Annotated in this window: 17 protein-coding genes; 6 read left to right on the top strand and 11 right to left on the bottom strand. The window is 72.5% G+C overall.

All coding sequences use genetic code 11. The features are described from left to right. Nucleotides 1-38 precede the first annotated feature (38 nt). Nucleotides 39-1,484 carry an RNB domain-containing ribonuclease gene (locus ACIPSJ_RS05055; RefSeq protein ID WP_401343496.1) on the bottom strand — a complete coding sequence of 482 codons (1,446 nt, stop codon included), beginning with the start codon at nucleotides 1,482-1,484 and terminating at the stop codon, nucleotides 39-41. Nucleotides 1,485-1,657: 173 nt separating this feature from the next. Here ACIPSJ_RS05055 and yaaA point away from each other — a divergent pair, with 173 nt between their 5' ends. Together yaaA and ACIPSJ_RS05045 are read left to right on the top strand one after the other, a co-directional pair. After that, nucleotides 1,658-2,440, top strand: a complete 783-nt coding sequence (gene yaaA, locus ACIPSJ_RS05050; protein WP_359208096.1) for a peroxide stress protein YaaA — start codon at nucleotides 1,658-1,660, stop codon at nucleotides 2,438-2,440. Between the two features lie 73 nt (nucleotides 2,441-2,513). Next, nucleotides 2,514-3,188 (top strand): bifunctional 4-hydroxy-2-oxoglutarate aldolase/2-dehydro-3-deoxy-phosphogluconate aldolase, encoded by a 675-nt coding sequence (locus tag ACIPSJ_RS05045; protein WP_401343493.1) that lies wholly within the window; start codon nucleotides 2,514-2,516, stop codon nucleotides 3,186-3,188. Here the strand turns inward: ACIPSJ_RS05045 and ACIPSJ_RS05040 are convergent. The 3 genes from ACIPSJ_RS05040 to ACIPSJ_RS05030 are packed head-to-tail and all read right to left on the bottom strand — an operon-like array spanning nucleotide 3,160 to nucleotide 6,012. Next, nucleotides 3,160-4,413: a bifunctional RNase H/acid phosphatase gene (locus ACIPSJ_RS05040; protein WP_401343490.1), complete on the bottom strand. Its 1,254-nt coding sequence runs from the start codon at nucleotides 4,411-4,413 to the stop codon at nucleotides 3,160-3,162. The genes ACIPSJ_RS05045 and ACIPSJ_RS05040 overlap by 29 nt on opposite strands. Before the next feature lie 19 nt (nucleotides 4,414-4,432). After that, the gene (locus ACIPSJ_RS05035; RefSeq protein ID WP_401344574.1) at nucleotides 4,433-5,176 is read right to left on the bottom strand and encodes a zinc ribbon domain-containing protein; all 744 of its coding nucleotides are present in this window, start codon (nucleotides 5,174-5,176) and stop codon (nucleotides 4,433-4,435) included. Beyond that, entirely contained in the window at nucleotides 5,173-6,012 is an 840-nt protein-coding gene (locus ACIPSJ_RS05030; protein WP_401343487.1) for a Nif3-like dinuclear metal center hexameric protein, read from the bottom strand. The genes ACIPSJ_RS05035 and ACIPSJ_RS05030 overlap by 4 nt, the downstream gene beginning before the upstream one ends. 188 nt (nucleotides 6,013-6,200) lie before the next feature. On the opposite strand from ACIPSJ_RS05030, the gene ACIPSJ_RS05025 reads away from it, so the two are divergent. Both ACIPSJ_RS05025 and ACIPSJ_RS05020 read left to right on the top strand, forming a co-directional pair. Beyond that, complete coding sequence (locus ACIPSJ_RS05025) at nucleotides 6,201-7,409, top strand: hypothetical protein (protein ID WP_401343484.1); 1,209 nt, start codon at nucleotides 6,201-6,203, stop codon at nucleotides 7,407-7,409. A 93-nt stretch (nucleotides 7,410-7,502) separates the two neighbouring features. Continuing rightward, nucleotides 7,503-7,655: a hypothetical protein gene (locus tag ACIPSJ_RS05020; protein ID WP_355712899.1), complete on the top strand. Its 153-nt coding sequence runs from the start codon at nucleotides 7,503-7,505 to the stop codon at nucleotides 7,653-7,655. 72 nt (nucleotides 7,656-7,727) lie between these two features. Here ACIPSJ_RS05020 and ACIPSJ_RS05015 read toward each other — a convergent pair whose 3' ends face one another. Genes ACIPSJ_RS05015 through ACIPSJ_RS05005 form a run of 3 tightly spaced genes read right to left on the bottom strand, consistent with a single transcriptional unit; the run spans nucleotide 7,728 to nucleotide 10,656 of the window. Continuing rightward, the gene (locus ACIPSJ_RS05015; protein ID WP_401343481.1) at nucleotides 7,728-8,678 is read right to left on the bottom strand and encodes a 3-oxoacyl-ACP reductase; all 951 of its coding nucleotides are present in this window, start codon (nucleotides 8,676-8,678) and stop codon (nucleotides 7,728-7,730) included. Nucleotides 8,679-8,692: 14 nt separating this feature from the next. After that, a complete protein-coding gene (locus ACIPSJ_RS05010; protein WP_401343478.1) occupies nucleotides 8,693-9,769 on the bottom strand; it encodes a Zn-dependent alcohol dehydrogenase in 1,077 nt (358 codons plus the stop codon). A gap of 29 nt (nucleotides 9,770-9,798) precedes the next feature. Then, a complete protein-coding gene (locus tag ACIPSJ_RS05005; RefSeq protein ID WP_359208113.1) occupies nucleotides 9,799-10,656 on the bottom strand; it encodes a MaoC/PaaZ C-terminal domain-containing protein in 858 nt (285 codons plus the stop codon). Between the two features lie 278 nt (nucleotides 10,657-10,934). Between ACIPSJ_RS05005 and ACIPSJ_RS05000 the strand changes: the two genes are divergently transcribed. Then, nucleotides 10,935-12,206, top strand: a complete 1,272-nt coding sequence (locus ACIPSJ_RS05000) for a sensor histidine kinase (protein ID WP_401343474.1) — start codon at nucleotides 10,935-10,937, stop codon at nucleotides 12,204-12,206. On the opposite strand, the gene ACIPSJ_RS04995 is transcribed toward ACIPSJ_RS05000, so the two are convergent. Then, a complete protein-coding gene (locus ACIPSJ_RS04995) occupies nucleotides 12,184-13,707 on the bottom strand; it encodes an alpha-L-arabinofuranosidase B (RefSeq protein WP_401343471.1) in 1,524 nt (507 codons plus the stop codon). The genes ACIPSJ_RS05000 and ACIPSJ_RS04995 overlap by 23 nt on opposite strands. A gap of 308 nt (nucleotides 13,708-14,015) precedes the next feature. On the opposite strand from ACIPSJ_RS04995, the gene ACIPSJ_RS04990 reads away from it, so the two are divergent. Next, the gene (locus ACIPSJ_RS04990) at nucleotides 14,016-14,648 is read left to right on the top strand and encodes a response regulator transcription factor (protein ID WP_355713039.1); all 633 of its coding nucleotides are present in this window, start codon (nucleotides 14,016-14,018) and stop codon (nucleotides 14,646-14,648) included. A gap of 25 nt (nucleotides 14,649-14,673) precedes the next feature. On the opposite strand, the gene ACIPSJ_RS04985 is transcribed toward ACIPSJ_RS04990, so the two are convergent. From ACIPSJ_RS04985 to ACIPSJ_RS04975, 3 genes are all read right to left on the bottom strand, one after another. After that, nucleotides 14,674-15,489 (bottom strand): hypothetical protein, encoded by an 816-nt coding sequence (locus ACIPSJ_RS04985; protein WP_359208122.1) that lies wholly within the window; start codon nucleotides 15,487-15,489, stop codon nucleotides 14,674-14,676. 3 nt (nucleotides 15,490-15,492) lie between these two features. Further along, nucleotides 15,493-16,029, bottom strand: a complete 537-nt coding sequence (locus ACIPSJ_RS04980) for a SigE family RNA polymerase sigma factor (protein WP_401343468.1) — start codon at nucleotides 16,027-16,029, stop codon at nucleotides 15,493-15,495. Nucleotides 16,030-16,038: 9 nt separating this feature from the next. Then, nucleotides 16,039-16,224 (bottom strand): hypothetical protein (locus tag ACIPSJ_RS04975; RefSeq protein WP_401343465.1); only part of this gene is annotated, 186 nt, incomplete at its 5' end.

Here is a 16,224-nt window from a genome sequence, read left to right as displayed (position 1 = left end):
GCTGTCGTCCGACGACGCGACCGGGCTCGTACGACAGCTCACGCGGGCGCGAACCGCACCTTCGCCGTCCCCGGGTCGGCCTCGGTCAGCCGTACCCACAGCCGCTCACCCAGTGGAAGGGGCTCCCCGGCGGCGGGTGCCTCGATCCGGCCTATGACGGCGGGCTGCTGCAACAGCACCCGCCCCACGGTCGGCCGGCGCTGCTCGACCTCCACCACACAGCCGTCGAAGACGTCCCCGACCCGGTCCTTGAGCAGGGCCGCCTCGACGATGTCGACGCTCTCCCGCTCCACCGTGCCCGCGCGCCGCGCACCCTCGGCCATCTCCTTGGGGAGCGTGTCCAGCGCCATCAGCACCCAGTCGGGCGGATCCTCGCCGGCCGCGGCCGCCAGGCACAGCTCGGAGGCGTAGCGGTCGGCGAGGCGGCGCAGGGGCGCGGTGCAGTGGGCGTAGGGGGCGGCGACGGCCGCGTGGGTGGTGATGGCGGGCAGGGCGCCGTCCCGGAAGACGGTGTAGCCGGCGCCACGCAGCAGCGTCGTGCACTCCTGGAGGAAGGCGGCGTGGCGGGGGCGGTGCGGGTTCAGGGAGCGGATGAGCGTCGCGTACGAGACGTGGTGCGGCCACTCGATGCGCAGCGCGTGCGCGGTGCGGCGCAGGCGGGCGACCGCGCCGTCGGGGGCGACCGGGAGGGTGCGGAGCACGCCGGTGCCGTGGGCCAGCATCAGCTCGGCGGCGACCATGCCGGTGAGCAGGGAGATCTGGGCGTTCCAGGCGTCGGCGGGCAGCGGGGCGCGGTAGGTCAGCTCGTAGGTGTGGTCGTACTCGACGATCTCCTGCTCCGGCACGTTGAGCGAGATGCCGCCGCGCTCCACCTCCAGGCGTTCGCGTGCCTCGCCGATCTCCCTGAGCAGGGCGACCGGCTCCTCGGCGGTCCCCTCGTCGATCTGCTTCTGCACTCCCGCGTAGTCCAGCTTGGCCCGGCTGCGGACGAGCGCGCGGCGGACGTCGGCGGCCACCGTCCGGCCCTCCGCGTCCAGGTCGATGGTCCACAGGACGGCCGGGCAGGTCTGGCCGGGCAGCAGACTGGCCGCGCCCTCGCTCAGCACGGCGGGGTGCAGCGGCACCTTCTCGTCGGGGAAGTAGAGGGTGTTGACGCGGTGGTGCGCCTCGGAGTCCAGGGCGCCGCCGGGTACGACGAAGGCGGCGACGTCGGCGATGGCGTACCGGACGCGGTAGCCGCCGTCGTGCCGGGACAGGTGCATCGCCTGGTCGAGGTCGTGCGCGGTGGGCGGGTCGACCGTGAAGAAGGGGATGTCGGTGGCGTCGTGCCCGGGCACGGCCGAATGGTGCGCGACACCCTCCGCCTCCGCGAGCACCTCGGGCCGGAAGCCCTCCGGGACGGCCAGGTCGGTCCGGAGCGCGGCGAGCGCGGCCCTGAGGGGCGCCTCGGGGGCACCCTTGACGCGGATGTGACGGCTGGGCATAGGACGAGCGTAATCACATCGGGCGGCTCCGGCCCCTTACGCTGGCGCGAAGCGTCGATGACGAACGATGCCGGGCGGTGGCGGGCGATGCCGGACGTCGCCGGTGAGCCGTTGGTGCGTCGTCGGTACGTCGTCGGTACGTCGTCGGTGAAGCGTCGTGTAGAGGAGTACGTGTGCTGGTCCTGCTGCCGCCCTCGGAGGGCAAGGCGTCCTCGGGCCGTGGTGCCCCGTTGAAGCCGGAGTCGCTGTCGCTGCCGGGGCTCGCCGAGGCGCGCGCGGCGGTCCTCGCCGAGCTGGTCGACCTGTGCGCGGGCGACGAGGAGAAGGCGCGCGAGGTGCTCGGGCTGAGCGAGGGGCTGCGCGGCGAGGTCGCGAAGAACACGGAGCTGCGGACGGCGGGTGCGCGTCCCGCCGGGGAGGTCTACACGGGGGTGCTGTACGACGCCCTCGGCCTGGCTTCCCTGGACGCGGCCGCGAAGCGGCGGGCCGCGCGGTCGCTGCTGGTCTTCTCGGGGCTGTGGGGCGCGGTGCGGGTGACGGACCGGATCCCGTCGTACCGCTGCTCGATGGGGGTGAAGCTGCCGGGTCTTGGCGCGTTGGGCACGCACTGGCGCGGGCCGATGGCCGAGGTGCTGCCGGAGGCGGCCGGGTCGGGGCTGGTGCTGGACCTGCGGTCGGCGGCGTACGCGGCGGCCTGGAAGCCGAAGGGGGAGCTGGCCGGGCGGACGGCGACGGTGCGGGTGCTGCACGCGCCGACCCGGAAGGTCGTCAGCCACTTCAACAAGGCGACGAAGGGGCGGATCGTACGGAGCCTGCTGACCGCCGGGATCGCGCCGGCCGGGCCGGGCGAGCTGGTGGAGGCGTTGCGGGACCTGGGGTACGAGGTGGAGACGGCGGCACCGGCGAAGGCGGGGCAGGCGTGGGCGGTGGATGTGCTGGTCACGGAGGTGCACTGAGCCCCTCGGCCTGGCCATTGCATGGTGTGCAACGGTGATTGCGTAAGGTGCAGCGCCTCGCCAGGATGGCGGCATGCCCACTTCCGTGCTGGATCTCGCGCCCGTCGTGCCCGTCGTCGTGATCGAGGACGCCGGCGACGCCGTACCGCTGGCGCGGGCGCTGGTGGCCGGTGGGCTGCCCGCGATCGAGGTGACGCTGCGGACCCCGGCCGCGCTCGACGCGATCCGGGCGATCGCCGGCGCCGTGCCGGACGCGGTGGTCGGGGCGGGGACCGTCCTCACGCCCGGTCAGGTCACGGAGTGCGTGACGGCCGGGGCGCGGTTCCTCGTCAGCCCCGGGTGGACGGACGGGCTGCTGGGGGCGATGACCGCGTCCGGGGTGCCGTTCCTGCCGGGGGTGTCGACCGTCTCGGAGGTCGTGGCGCTGCTCGAACGCGGGGTGCGGGAGATGAAGTTCTTCCCGGCGCAGGCGGCCGGCGGCACGGCCTATCTGAAGTCCCTCGCGGGTCCGCTGCCGCAGGCTCGCTTCTGCCCGACGGGCGGGATCGGACCGGAGAACGCGCCCGAGTACCTCGCCCTCCCCAACGTCGGCTGCGTGGGCGGCACCTGGATGATCCCGGCGGATGCGGTGGCCGCCCGGGACTGGGGCCGCGTCGAGTCGCTGGCACGGGCGGCGGCGGGGCTCCGGGACGGTCTCGGGGACGGCTCCGGGGACGGCCTCAGGGACGCAGGTGGGACGTGTCGTTGAAGAGCCGTACGCTCGCGTTGCCGTCGGCGTAGTACGCCACCGCCGACAGGGAGGCCGCCGACAGTTCCATGCGGAACAGGGACTCCGGCGGGGCGCCGAGGGCGAGCCGTACGAACGTCTTGATCGGCGTGACATGGGTGACCAGCAGGACCGTGCGGCCCGCGTAGGCGGCGACCAGCTTGTCGCGGGTGGCCGCGATGCGCGTCGCGGTCTCGGCGAAGCTCTCGCCGCCGCCGGTGGGGTGCGCCTCGGGGTCGGCGAGCCAGGTGTTCAGGTCGTCCGGGTGACGCTCGCGGACCTCGCCGAAGGTGAGGCCCTCCCAGGCGCCGAAGTCCGTCTCCTTCAGCCCCTCCTCGATCGTGACGTCGAGGCCGAGGCGCTCGGCGACCGCGCCGGCGGTCTGCCGGGTGCGGGTGAGCGGGGAGGCGAGGATCGTCTCGATCGTGCCGCGCCGGGCGAGGGCCTCGGCGACGCGCCGCGCCTGCTCCAGGCCGACGTCGGAGAGGGCGGGGTCGGTGCCGCCGCTGCCGGAGAAGCGCTTCTGGGGGGTGAGGGGGGTCTCGCCGTGGCGGAGGAGGACGAAAGTGGCGGGGGCGCCCATGTCCGGGGCCGAGCTCCAGCCGGGGCTCGCCACAGTGCGGGCGGCGCGGGTGTCGGCGACTTCGGCAGTAGTCACAGTGCCGGTGCGTGGGGGCTCGTCGCGCAGTTCCCCGCGCCCCTTACGGGGCGCTGCCCCTGCCGTCGGCGACAAGTGCGCGCCCCTGCCGCCCGCGTCCAGTTCAGCCGTCGACGCCGAAGCAGACCACTGCTCGCCCCGCTTCCCCGCGTCCATCGCCTCGTTCGCCAGGCGGTCGGCGTGCTTGTTCTCGGCGCGGGGGATCCACTCGTAGGTGACCTGGTCCGGCGGGAACACCCGGCCCGCCTCCATCGCGAGCGGCTTCATGTCGGGGTGTTTGATCTTCCAGCGGCCCGACATCTGCTCGATGACCAGCTTGGAGTCCATGCGGACGTGGACGGCGGCGGAGGGGTCGAGGGTGTGGGCGGCGCGCAGGCCCGCGAGCAGGCCGCGGTACTCGGCGACGTTGTTGGTGACGACGCCGAGGTACTCGGCGGCCTCCGTCAGCGTCTCGCCGGTCGCCGCGTCGACGACCACCGCGCCGTAGCCGGCGGGTCCCGGGTTGCCCCGGGAGCCGCCGTCCGCCTCGACGATGAACTCCCTTGCCACGTGCGCCCCTTAGGTGTTGCTACAGACCCGACTCGGCCGTACGCACCAGGATGCGGCGGCAGTTCTCGCAGCGGACGACCGTGTCGGGCGCGGCCTTGCGGACCTCGGCCAGCTCGGTGATGGCGAGCTCCTGGCGGCAGCCCTGGCAGGTGCGGGCGTACAGCTTGGCCGCGCCGATGCCGCCCTGCTGCCCGCGCAGCTTGTCGTAGAGCTTGAGGAGGTCGGCCGGGACCGAGGCGGAGATGACCTCGCGCTCCTTGGTGACCGCCGCCGCCTCGCCGTCGATGCCCTCGAAGGACGCGTCCCGGCGGGCGGTGGCCTCGTCGATCCGGCCCTGGACCGCACCGACCCGCTCGGTGAGTTCGGCGACCCGCTCCTGCGCGGACTCGCGGCGCTCCATGACCTCCAGGACGACGTCCTCCAGGTCACCCTGGCGCTTGGCGAGGGAGACGATCTCCTTCTGGAGGTTCTCCAGGTCCTTGGGGGAGGTGACCGCGCCGGAGTCCAGGCGCTGCTGGTCGCGGGCGGCGCGCTGGCGCACCTGGTCCACGTCCTGCTCGGCCTTGGTCTGCTCGCGGGCGGTGTCGCTCTCCTCGGTCTGCGCGGCCACGAGCAGGTCGCGCAGCTGGGTGAGGTCCTTGGTCAGCGACTCGATCTCGGCGTGCTCGGGCAGCGACTTCCGCTTGTGCGCCAGCTGCTGGAGGCGGACGTCCAGGGCCTGGACGTCGAGGAGTCGGATCTGGTCGGCGGGCGCGGCGTTCAGTTGGGGGCTCCAAGGGACGGTGAGTGGCTGGTCCAGGGGTCGGTGACCGTCCTGGAGACGTGCACGCGCAGGTCCCAGCCGTGGCGGTCGGAGATTTCGTCGAGCTGGGCTGCGGCCAGCTCGCACCAGGGCCATTCGGTGGCCCAGTGCGCCGCGTCGAGCAGCGCGAGGGGGCTTTGGGCGACCGCTTCCGACGCCGGGTGGTGGCGCAGGTCTGCGGTGAGGAAGGCGTCGACGCCGGCGGCGCGTACGACGTCGAAGAGGCTGTCGCCGGAGCCGCCGCTGACGGCGACCGTGCGGACGAGGGCCTCGGGGTCGCCGGCGACGCGGATGCCCTGCGCGGTGGCGGGGAGGCGGGCGGCGGCCCGGTCGGCGAGCTCGCGGACCGTCACCGGGTGGTCCAGTTCGCAGACACGGCCGAGGCCCCGGCGGCCTTCCGGGTCCGTGGGGTCCGGCACGAGGGGTCGTACGACCCGCAGGTCCAGGGCGCCGGCGAGGGCGTCGGAGACGCCCGGGTCGGCGGTGTCGGCGTTGGTGTGGGCGACGTGCAGCGCGATGTCGTTCTTGATGAGCGTGTGGACGACGCGGCCCTTGAAGTGGGTCGCCGCGACCGTCGTCGTACCGCGCAGGTAGAGGGGGTGGTGGGTGACCAGCAGGTCGGCGCCCAGCTTCACCGCCTCGTCGACGATGTCCTGGACCGGGTCGACGGCGAACAGGACCCGGGTGACCTCCTGGCCGGGGTCGCCCACGACGGTGCCGACCGCGTCCCAGGACTCGGCCCGCTCGGCGGGCCACAGATCGTCCAGCGCGGCGATGACTTCTGACAGACGGGGCACGGGGAAAAGGCTACCTGCCTGTTCCGTGGGGCCGTACCTGCTCGCCCACGGGAGACGACGCTCAGCACACCCGTCCCCGTTTCCTCAGGCGAATCGTCGAGTGTGCACCCGTATGTGTGAAGCCAGGGACAGCCGGTCCCCCGCCTGTGCGTGCGAAAACTAGCTTCGTGGCCGGAGGTGACCGAACGATGACGGCCTGTGCGATCGAACCCTCGGCTGCGGACGAGGAAGAAGACGAGGGAGACAGCGCGCCGGGGGCGGGCTGCGCCATCACGGTGGACGGGGCCTACGCGGCCCGGCTGGCTCAGCAGGATGGTTCCTGCTTCCCGGAGCGGTGGACGCTGGACGGCCCCGAGCCCTACGCCGTCCCGCTGCCCGGCAACCAGCCGGAGGAGCCGGACACGGAGGTGCAGCCGATGGGCGACGGGCGGGTGCTCATCCACCGCCTGGTGGACGGGCGCCACCACTTCGCCCTGCTCTATCCGACCGGTCCCGGCACCGGCGAGCTGCCGCTGGGCGCGGTGGAGTGCCCGGACGAGGACGCTTCGCTCCGGTTGCTGCCGCCCGCGCCGGGAGGCGCGGCCGCGTACGCGGTCGCGGTGGGACCGCGCTCCTCCACCGTGTGGCTGGTGGCGGGCGGAGCCTTCGGGCCCGAGCGGCTCGCGGTGGTCCCGGGGCGCTGCTCCGGCGGGGTCTGGCTGGACCGGGCCGGGCGGATGCTGGCCCTGGACCGGGAGCTGGGCGGGCGGACCAAGGCGGTCGTGGTGGATCTGGGGCGCGGGGGCGAGGTGTCGCCGCTGCTGCAGATCGCGGCCGACAGCGACGACCGGCTGCTGCTCGCCGACGCGGACAGCGGGCTGATCCTGGTCGGCTCGGACGCGCCCTCCCCCGGGCAGGAACGGTTGGGCTGGGGTGTCCTCGGCAGCACGCTGCCGGTGCGCTTCCCGGACTGCCTGCGGGCGACGGAGTGCACGGTGACGCCGTTCGCGATCCAGCCGGGGCAGGTGCTGATGCCGGAGAACTGCGGGGTCGCGCTGCGGATCGACGGTCCGCTCGGCAGCTGGGTCGGCGCCTGGCGGCCCAGAGCCCGCAAGGTGTGCCATCTCCCGGCGCCGGAAGGGTGGTTGGCCGGCGCCGGGCTGTGGACGCAGGACGGGGCACTGCTGCTGCCGTACGCCACGGGGGAGGTCCCGTGCGGTGTGGCGGCGGTGGCAGTGCCCTGGGGGGAAACGGGGGAAACCGGGGAAATGGGGGGACCGGGGGAGACGGGGGAGCACGGGGGGCCGGGGGACGCGGGCCCGGGGGATCCGGCTGAACCGGATCCCCCGGAGCCTGTCGTGAACCGGCCGGTGCCCTTGCAGCAGGCTCCGTTGGCGCGGCTTGTAACGAACCCGTAGCGGTCGGCGTGGCCGCCTGGATTCACCCCGTGGTGGGCCGGTTACACTCGCCGCGCTGTAAGAAAGATCATGTTGACGGGGTGAATTCTTCCGATGAGCGACCACAGCACGTCCGAGCAGCTGTCCGCCGAGTTCCATGAGACGGACGGCCACGGCAAGCACCGTGGCCAGGTCTCGGGCCAGGAGAGCGAAACGGCCCCCAGCGGCCGGCATCGCAAGCCGGAGCCGGCCCACACGGCGGCCTGAAAGTAGGTACGACAGCGGCTCCGCCCTTTCGGGGGCGGGGCCGCTGTCGTGTTCCGTCCTACAAGCGCCGTCCTACTGGCGCTTCAGCCCCAGCACCTCCGCCGCCGCGAACGTCTCCCCCGGCGGCCGGTCCGCGTAGTGGGGGGTGAGGAGGGCGTCGAGCTCGTCGTAGCTGAAGGTGTCCTGCTTGCTGTCGAACCGGGCCTGGACGCGCGGCCGGTCGACGATCGCGACCATGCCGCCGTGGACCACCAGGAGCTGGCCGTTGATCCGCTCGGCGGCCGGTGCGGCCAGGTAGCCGACGAGCGGGGCGACGTGTTCGGGGGCGAGGGGGTCGAGGCCCTCGGCGGGCTGTTCGAACCCGGCGAAGACGTCCTCGGTCATCCGGGTGCGGGCGCGCGGGCAGATCACGTTGGCGGTCACGCCGTACTTGGCGAGGGCGAGGGCCGTGGAGGTGGTCAGGCCGACGATCCCGCCTTTCGCGGCCGCGTAGTTGGGCTGGCCCGCGGAGCCGGCGAGGAAGGCCTCGGAGGAGGTGTTGACGATCCGGCCGTACACCTTCGCACCGCCCGCCGCCTTGGACCGCTCCCGCCAGTGCGCCGCCGCGAAGCGGGTGGTGTTGAAGTGGCCCTTGAGGTGGACCCGGATCACCGAGTCCCACTCCTCCTCGGTCATGGAGAAGACCATGCGGTCCCGCAGGATGCCGGCGTTGTTGACGAGGATGTCGAGTCGGCCGTAGGTGGTGGTCGCCAGCGTGAGAAGGTCTCGCGCCTGCGCGAAGTCGGCGACGTCCCCGGTGTGGGCGACGGCCTGTCCGCCGGCCGCGCGGATCTCCTCGGCGACCTGCTCGGCCGGTCCGGCGGAGGCCGTCCCGGAGCCGTCGCGGCCGGGCTGCCCGAAGTCGTTGACGACGACGGCCGCGCCCAGCCGGGCGAGTTCGAGCGCCTCGGCCCGGCCGAGTCCGCGCCCGGCCCCGGTGACGATCGCGGTGCGTCCGTCCAGCGGCCGCTCCGAGTCCGGCATACGACGGTCCCCCATCAGATCTCTATGCAGGTGCGCAGCGCCGTGCCCGTGCGCATCTGGTCCAGGGCCTCGTTGATCTCGGCCAGCGGCACCCGGTGGGTGATCAGGCCCTCCAGGTCGATGCGGCCCGCCCGCCACAGGGCGATGGTGCGCTCGTAGGAGCGGACCACGTCCCCGCCGCCGTACATGGACGGCAGGATCCGCTTCTCGTCGAAGAACAGCTCGAACATGTTGAGCTGGAGGAAGTCGTCCATGGCGCCCGCGCCGACCACGACGAGCGTGCCGCCGCGCCGGGTGTTCTCGTACGCGGTGCGGGCGGTCACGGACTTGCCGACGACCTCGAAGACGTAGTCGAAGCCCTCGCCCGCGGTGACCTCCTGTTTGGCGCCGGGCAGTTCGTCCGGTGAGACGGCCCGGGTCGCCCCGAAGCGGAGGGCCGACTCGCGCCGGGAGGCGACCGGGTCGACGGCGACGATCTCGGCCGCGCCCTTGAGCCGCGCGCCCTGGATCGCCGAGATGCCGACGCCCCCGCAGCCGATCACGGCCACCGACGAACCGGCCTCCACGTCGGCCGTGTTGAGGGCCGCGCCGAGCCCTGTGGTCACCCCGCAGCCGATCAGCGCGGCGATGTCGAAGGGCACGTCGTCCGGGATCGGCACCGCGCACCCGGCGTCGACCACGACCTCCTCCGTGAACGTGCCGGTGCCCGCGAAGCCGAAGACATCACCGCCGGGACGCCGGAAGTTGGGGGTGCCGGCGTTCGTGAACCCGGCCAGGCACAGCTCGGTCTGCCCGCGCTTGCAGGCGGGACACGCCCCGCAGGCCGGCAGCCAGCAGACGACCACCCGGTCGCCGGGCTTCACCCGGGTGACGCCCTCCCCCACCTCCAGGACCTCGCCCGCGCCCTCGTGTCCGGGCACGAACGGGCCCGGCTGCGGCAGCACCCCGTTCATCGCCGACAGGTCCGAGTGGCACAGCCCCGTGGCGCGCACCCGTATCCGCACCCTGCCGGGCCCGAACCCCACCGCCTCGACGTCGTCGAGGACCTCCAGCTTCTCCTGGCCGATCTCGTGCAGAACGGCTGCGCGCATGGTGCGGCTCCCCTCAACTGCTCAGTGGATCAAGAGTGTTCGACGATCGTGTCGGCGAGGACGGGCGCGTCGTCCCGCTCGGCCGCGCTGACGGCGACGCGGATCTCCGAGTCGCCCCGCCACATGCGGATGCGCAGGGTCTCCCCCGGGTACACCACCCCGGCGAACCGGGTCCCGTACGAGCGCACCCGGCTCACGTCCCCGCCGAGCAGGGTGTCCACGACCGCCTTGAGCGTGATGCCGTACGTGCACAGCCCGTGCAGGATGGGCCGGTCGAAGCCGGCGAGCTTGGCGAACTCGGGGTCGGCGTGCAGCGGGTTGTAGTCGCCGGAGAGGCGGTAGAGCAGGGCCTGGTCCTCGCGGATGCCCCGTTCGACGGTCCGGTCGGGCTCACCGGAGGGCGGGTCCAGCCGCGTCGCGGGCCCGCGGTCGCCGCCCCAGCCGCCCTCGCCCCGGACGAAGATCTGGGCGTCGTTGGTCCACAGCGGGCCGTCGGCGTCGGCGACCTCGGTGCGCATCACCAGGACGGCCGCCTTGCCCTTGTCGTACACGGCGGCGATACGGCCGGTGGCCGTGGCGGTGCCCGCGACGGGGATGGGGCGGTGCAGGGTGAGGGACTGGCCGCCGTGCAGCACCTTGGCGAGGTCGACGTCGACGCCGGGCATGGACAGCCCGCTGATCACCCCGGGCGAGCCGGCGCCCGCGACGGTGGCGAAGCTCGGCAGGACGTGCAGCCGGGACTCCAGGGTGTAGCGCAGTTCGTCGGGGTCGGTGGCGGGGCGGCCCGCGCCGATGCCGAGGTGGTAGAGCTGGACGTCCCGGCGCTCCCAGCGGATCTCCCCGGACCGGGGGTCGGCGGCGAGGGCCTTGGCTGCGTCGATGGGCATACGGCTCCTGAGGTGTCTCAAGACCTCGGCACGGCCGTCCGCACCGTCGGCCGCACCGAGGTCGTCCACGGGCGCGGATCTAGAACGCGTTCCAGTCCAGCGCCCCTTGTATAGCCCAGCGCTCCGCACTTGTGAAGGCTCCTGACGTCGTGTCAGATCCCCTCGCGCCCGGCCGGGACATTTGTCCTGCCCAGGGCCGTACATCCACCCCTGCCGCACTGGCCCGCCCTTTCGTATGGTCGTAGCGCTGGACCGGTACGGATCGGGGGACGGGCGACATGGCGTGGTGGCAGCAGGTGAAGTGCCAGGTGGGTGCCTGGCAGCGGGCGCGGGCGCAGTGGCGGGAGGAGATGACCCGCTTCAAGGAGCAGCAGAAGGCCGCGCGCCGGAGCGGGAAGGTGCCGGAGCAGCCAGGGCCGCCGCCGACCGGCTTCGCACTGCTCCCCTGGCTGCTGATGGGGCTGGGCTCCTTCTCCAACGTGCTCCAGGGCAAGACGCCCAACCCGTGGATCGGCGGCCTGGGCCTGCTCGCCTTCAACTCGCTGTACATCTACGTGACTTTCCGCTCCTTCCACAAGGAGGCCCGGGAGAGCGTCTCCACCCGTGTCGCCCTGCTGCTGATGGGCCTGCTGACCACGGGCCTGGCCCTCGGCTACGGCGGCAACTGGCTGATGTTCTTCCCGCTGCTCGGCCTGGCCACCGGCGCGGTGCTGCGCGGCCCCTGGCTGGGCCGGGCCGGGATCCTGCTGGCCGGCTTCGCCTGTGCGGTCTCCTGGTACCGGGACGGGTCCGACGCCATCACCATCGCCTACGGCACCTTCCTCTCCACGATGATCACCGCCGCGATCCTCTCCCTCTCCGAGGCGGTACGGGAGCTGCGCGCGGCCCGCGAGGAGCTGGCCCGGCGCGCGGTGGAGAAGGAGCGGCTGCGGTTCTCCCGGGATCTGCACGATCTGCTCGGGCACACGCTGTCGGTGATCGTCGTGAAGTCGGAGGCGGCCCGGCGGCTCGCACCCCGGGACCTGGACGCGGCGCTGGCGCAGGTCTCCGACATCGAGTCGGTCGGCCGGCAGGCGCTCACCGAGATCCGCGAGGCGGTGACCGGCTACCGCGAGGGCAGCCTGGCCACCGAACTCACCCGGGCCCGCTCGGCCCTCGCCGCGGCGAGCATCGAGACGGTGGTCCGGCAGTCCGGGACCCCGCTCGCGCCGCAGACCGAGACGCTCCTCGGCTGGGTGGTGCGCGAGGCCGTCACCAACGTGGTCCGGCACAGCGACGCCGGCCGCTGCGAGATCACCGTCGACAGCGGCGCCGAGCGGGTCCGGCTGACGGTCTCCGACGACGGGTCGGGCGCGGTGGCCGCCGAGCCCCGCAGCGGGGGCATCGGCGGCACCGGCCTGAAGGGGCTGACCGAGCGCCTCGCGGCGGCGGGCGGCTCCCTCAGGGCCGGCCCGGCGCCGCGCGGCGGCTTCACGGTCACCGCGGAACTCCCCACCGAGGCGGTGGAGCTGCTGACCTCGATGGTGGCTACGGCGCCCACGGCGAGCTGACGGCCCAGCTCACGTCGTCGGTCCACGAGGTCGCGGTGTCCCAGGCGTTGGAACCGCCGTCGCTCGCTATGTAGAGGTTGTAGTTGTAGTGCCGTAGGTATTTCGTCGGATAGTTGTACGACGCGAAGGACGTGCCCGTGCCGCTCTTGCCGGTCGCCGGACAGAAGGTGGCGTCCTGTCTGAACGTGGTGGTGCCGTCCATGGGCTGCCGGTAGATCTTGTAGTTGTAGTGGCGCAGGTAGTCGCCGGGGTAGTTCCGGGACTCGAAGGAGACGCAGGAGCTGCTCGCCAGGCCGGGGCGGACGATCCAGGTGGCGTCGTTCTTGTCGAGGGTGGAGCTGCTGGAGGTGATCGCGGACAGGACGCCCGCGTTGTTCTGGTGGCGGACGAAGTCCGTGGTGCAGCAGGACGTGGTGGCCTGCAGGGAGATCTCCGAGGCGGCGCCCAGGGTGCCGGTGGAGCCGGTCGCGCCGCCGTAGCCGACGGAGACGATGTTGGACTGGACGGCGTCGTCGGCGGCGTCGGTCGGGATGCCGGAGGTCATCACGCCCTCGAAGTAGGAGCCGATGGAGCCGTTGCTGTTGTCGCCGCCGGTGCCGAGGACGATCGCGCCCTCCTGGTGCATCGGCGAGTAACCGCTGCTGGTGCTGGGTTCACTGCCGGAATAGGTGGTCGTCAGGCCGCCCGATTGCGCGTTTCCCCATTTCAGTGCGAAATGATCCTGGCCGTTGTTCTTGAGCAAAGCGGTGACGAACGGTATCGCGCCCGTGCCCGTGTTGGACGAGTTGGTGCTGTAGCCGAGGTTGGACTGGAACAGCCCGTTCTCCAGGTCCGCCTGCACCCAGGGGCCGGAGCCGTAGCAGGGCGAGAACCAGCACTCGGTGCCGAAGTTGATGGCGTCCATGTGGCCGTTGCCGGTGTCCTTGTTGTTGGTCTCGGCATTGCCGTAGTCGAAGCAGCAGCTGCCGTTCACATGGGTGCCGGAGGTGACCATGTACATCCCCTCGGCGCCGCCGTTGGTGGCGACTCCCGAGGTGGAGTTGTCCCGGTAGCCCATGCCGGCCGAGATCTCCAGGCCGTAGACCTGGTGCCCGCCGACGGTCACCGGCAGGGCGTCCGCCGGGGCGCCGACATCGGCCGCGCCGGCCCCGCCCGCACCCTCGACGGTGAGGTCGTTGTGCTTGCTGGACTGGTCGTAGATCTTGGTGATGATGCAGGTCGTACCGGCGCAGAAGGAGTCCTGCGCGGCCGCGTTGGCGTAGCCGCCGGTGGCCAGCAGACCGATGTTGGCCGTGGCGCTGTCCGAGGCGCGCTGCACCTGGTAGAGGGAGCCGCTGTACGACGAGTACAGCGCCCGGACCAGGCTGTGCGCGGCGACGCAGGGCGTGCCGGCGGCGGCGTACACGTCACACGGCAGCGAGCTCGCGGCGGATGCCTCCGGGGCGCCGGCCCCGACGACGAGCGCGGCGATGGTCACGAACGCCGCGAGCACGGACAGCACGGGTCTCTTCAGCCGGGGCGGACAGGAGCGCGCGGCTCCTAGGGACACTGAGAACACGATGCACCTCTTCTTCGGTTCCTCGTAGGGCGGTGCGGGTGCGTGGCCGATATACCGAACGCCGTTCGATCGATATACCGAACCTATTCAGCTGTCGAAATGCCGACCGTTCGCCGACCATTCGGGGAATTGCAGAGGTGATTGTTTGAGCACGGTCAACCGCCGTCAAGACCTGCGGGCCGGAACAATGACTACTCTTTAATTGACGCTCCTGAAGCTACGCTTGGCCTGTGTACGAGCCTGCGAACGAGATGCCCCGGTCCCACCGGCCGGCCAAGTCGATCAGGGTGCTGCTCGCCGAGGACCAGGGGATGATGCGCGGGGCGCTCGCCTTACTGCTCGGCATGGAGCCGGACATCGAGGTCGTCGCCCAGGTCGGGACCGGCGACGCGATCGCGGACGCGGCCCTGCTCCACCGGCCCGACGTGGCCCTCCTCGACATCGAACTGCCGGGCCTCAGCGGCCTGGACGCGGCGGCGGAGCTGCGCGAGCAGGCCCCCGACTGCCGGGTGCTGATCCTCACCACCTTCGGCCGGCCGGGCTATCTGCGGCGGGCGATGGAGGCCGGGGCGGCCGGGTTCCTCGTCAAGGACGGGCCGGTCGAGGAACTGGCCCAGGCGATCCGGCGGGTGCTCACCGGGGAGACCGTGGTCGACCCGGCGCTCGCCACGGCCGCGCTCAGCGCCGGGCCGAACCCGCTCACCGCCCGCGAGTGCGACGTCCTCAAGGCGTCGGTGGACGGCGCGACCGTCGCCGACATCGCGGCGAAGCTGCATCTGTCGGAGTCGACGGTCCGCAACTACCTCTCCGCCGCGATCGGCAAGACCGGCACCCGCAACCGGGCGGAGGCGGTACGGGAGGCCCGTCAGCAGGGGTGGCTGTGACCTCCCGGCGAGGTGGCCGGAGGCGTCACTTCGTCACCTCCGCGGTCTGATAGCTCGTCCCCTGCGGGGCCACGCAGACGAACCAGTTGGCCGCCGGGTAACCGGCCACCGGCACGATGGCGGGATCCGGCACGTTGTGGCGGTAGTTCACGGGGCCGCTGGGGACAGCGGTCGTCCGGCCGTCCTTCCAGGTGCAGGTGACCTCCCGGGCCGTCCTGGCGACCTTGCCGATCACCAGCCGGTCGGGACCCGTCCCTCCCTGGGGGACGGCGCCGGATTCCAGGTCCGTGCCGCTCATGTCGTCCAGCTTCGCCCTGCTGTCGAAGAGCACCTGCTGCGGACGCCCGCTCCCGGCCCAGTAGAGCGCGAAGAACGAGGTCTTGCCGACCAGTGCGTCGGGCGTGTCCACGACGAGGTCACGCCCCTCCGCCTTCATCAGGTCGAACTGCCGCGCCGCCTCCTCCGCGTCCCTCGGCGCTCCCCAGACCTCCAGAGTGACGGACCACGACTTGCCCTGGTACGTCCCCCGGGACAGCTCGGTCTCCTGCGGCTCGTACACATGCCGTGCCTCAGGAGAAGCGGGGTGTGCCGTCACCTGTGTCCGGTGATGCTCCCCCGGCAGCCCGGCGAACGCCAGCGTCACCCCCGTCGACCCGCCCAGCACCGCCACCGCCGTGGCCGTCGCCACCGCCCAGCGGCGGGTACGGCGGCGCCGGCCGCCGCGCAGCACCGCCTGGACGGGGGCCGTGCCGATCTCGACGGCGTCCGTGGCGTCCGCGAGGAGGAGGGCGATGTCCGCCTCCGCCTGTGTCATGTCGTGGTTCTTCCGGTCCGTGCTCATCCGTCACGCCCTCCCTTGCGTCACCATGTCGGCCAGTCCCGGTATGGCACGGAGCTTCGCGATCCCCTTGGCCGCGTTGCTCTTGACCGTGCCGACCGAGCAGCCCATCGCCTCGGCCGCCTGGGTCTCCGTCAGGTCCTCCCAGTAGCGCAGCACCACGGCCTCCCGCTGCCGCGGGGGCAGTTGGGCGAGCGCCTTGAGCAGAGCGCTGCGGTCGTCGGCCTGGGCGATCCGGTCCCCCGTGTCGGGCACCTCGCGGACCAGGCCCGAGTCGTCCCTGGGTGCGAGGAACTCCTTGAGTTTCCTTCTGTGCCGGCGCGCGTGCGCGTTGATCATCACGCGCCGTACGTACGCCTCCGGGTCGTCGGCCGAGCCGACCTTCCGCCAGGCCACGAAGACCTGTTCGAGCGTCGACTGGACCAGGTCCTCGGCGGCGTGCTGCTCCCCCGTGAGGAGAAATGCCGTACGCATCAGCCGCGGCCAGCGGCCGATCATGAAGCTCTGGAACTCCTCGTTCCGAGCGTCCTTCCGCTCCCCCATGGGCACCTCCTAGATGTAAAGAGGAGTCCACGAGCCGCCCGGACCGTTGCCCGCCCCGCGGAAATTCCCCGGAACCCGCCGAAGCCACCGAACCTGCCGGAAGCCCTCGAACCTGCCGGAGCCACCGACCCGGCCGAAGCCACCGAACCCGCCGAAGCCCTCGAACCTGCCGGAGCCACCGACCCGGCCGAAGCA

It is taken from the genome of Streptomyces sp. NPDC090088, assembly GCF_044747345.1.
Classification (GTDB): domain Bacteria; phylum Actinomycetota; class Actinomycetes; order Streptomycetales; family Streptomycetaceae; genus Streptomyces.
Note: the sequence above shows the minus strand (reverse complement) of the source record. Positions and strands in the feature narration are given on the sequence as shown.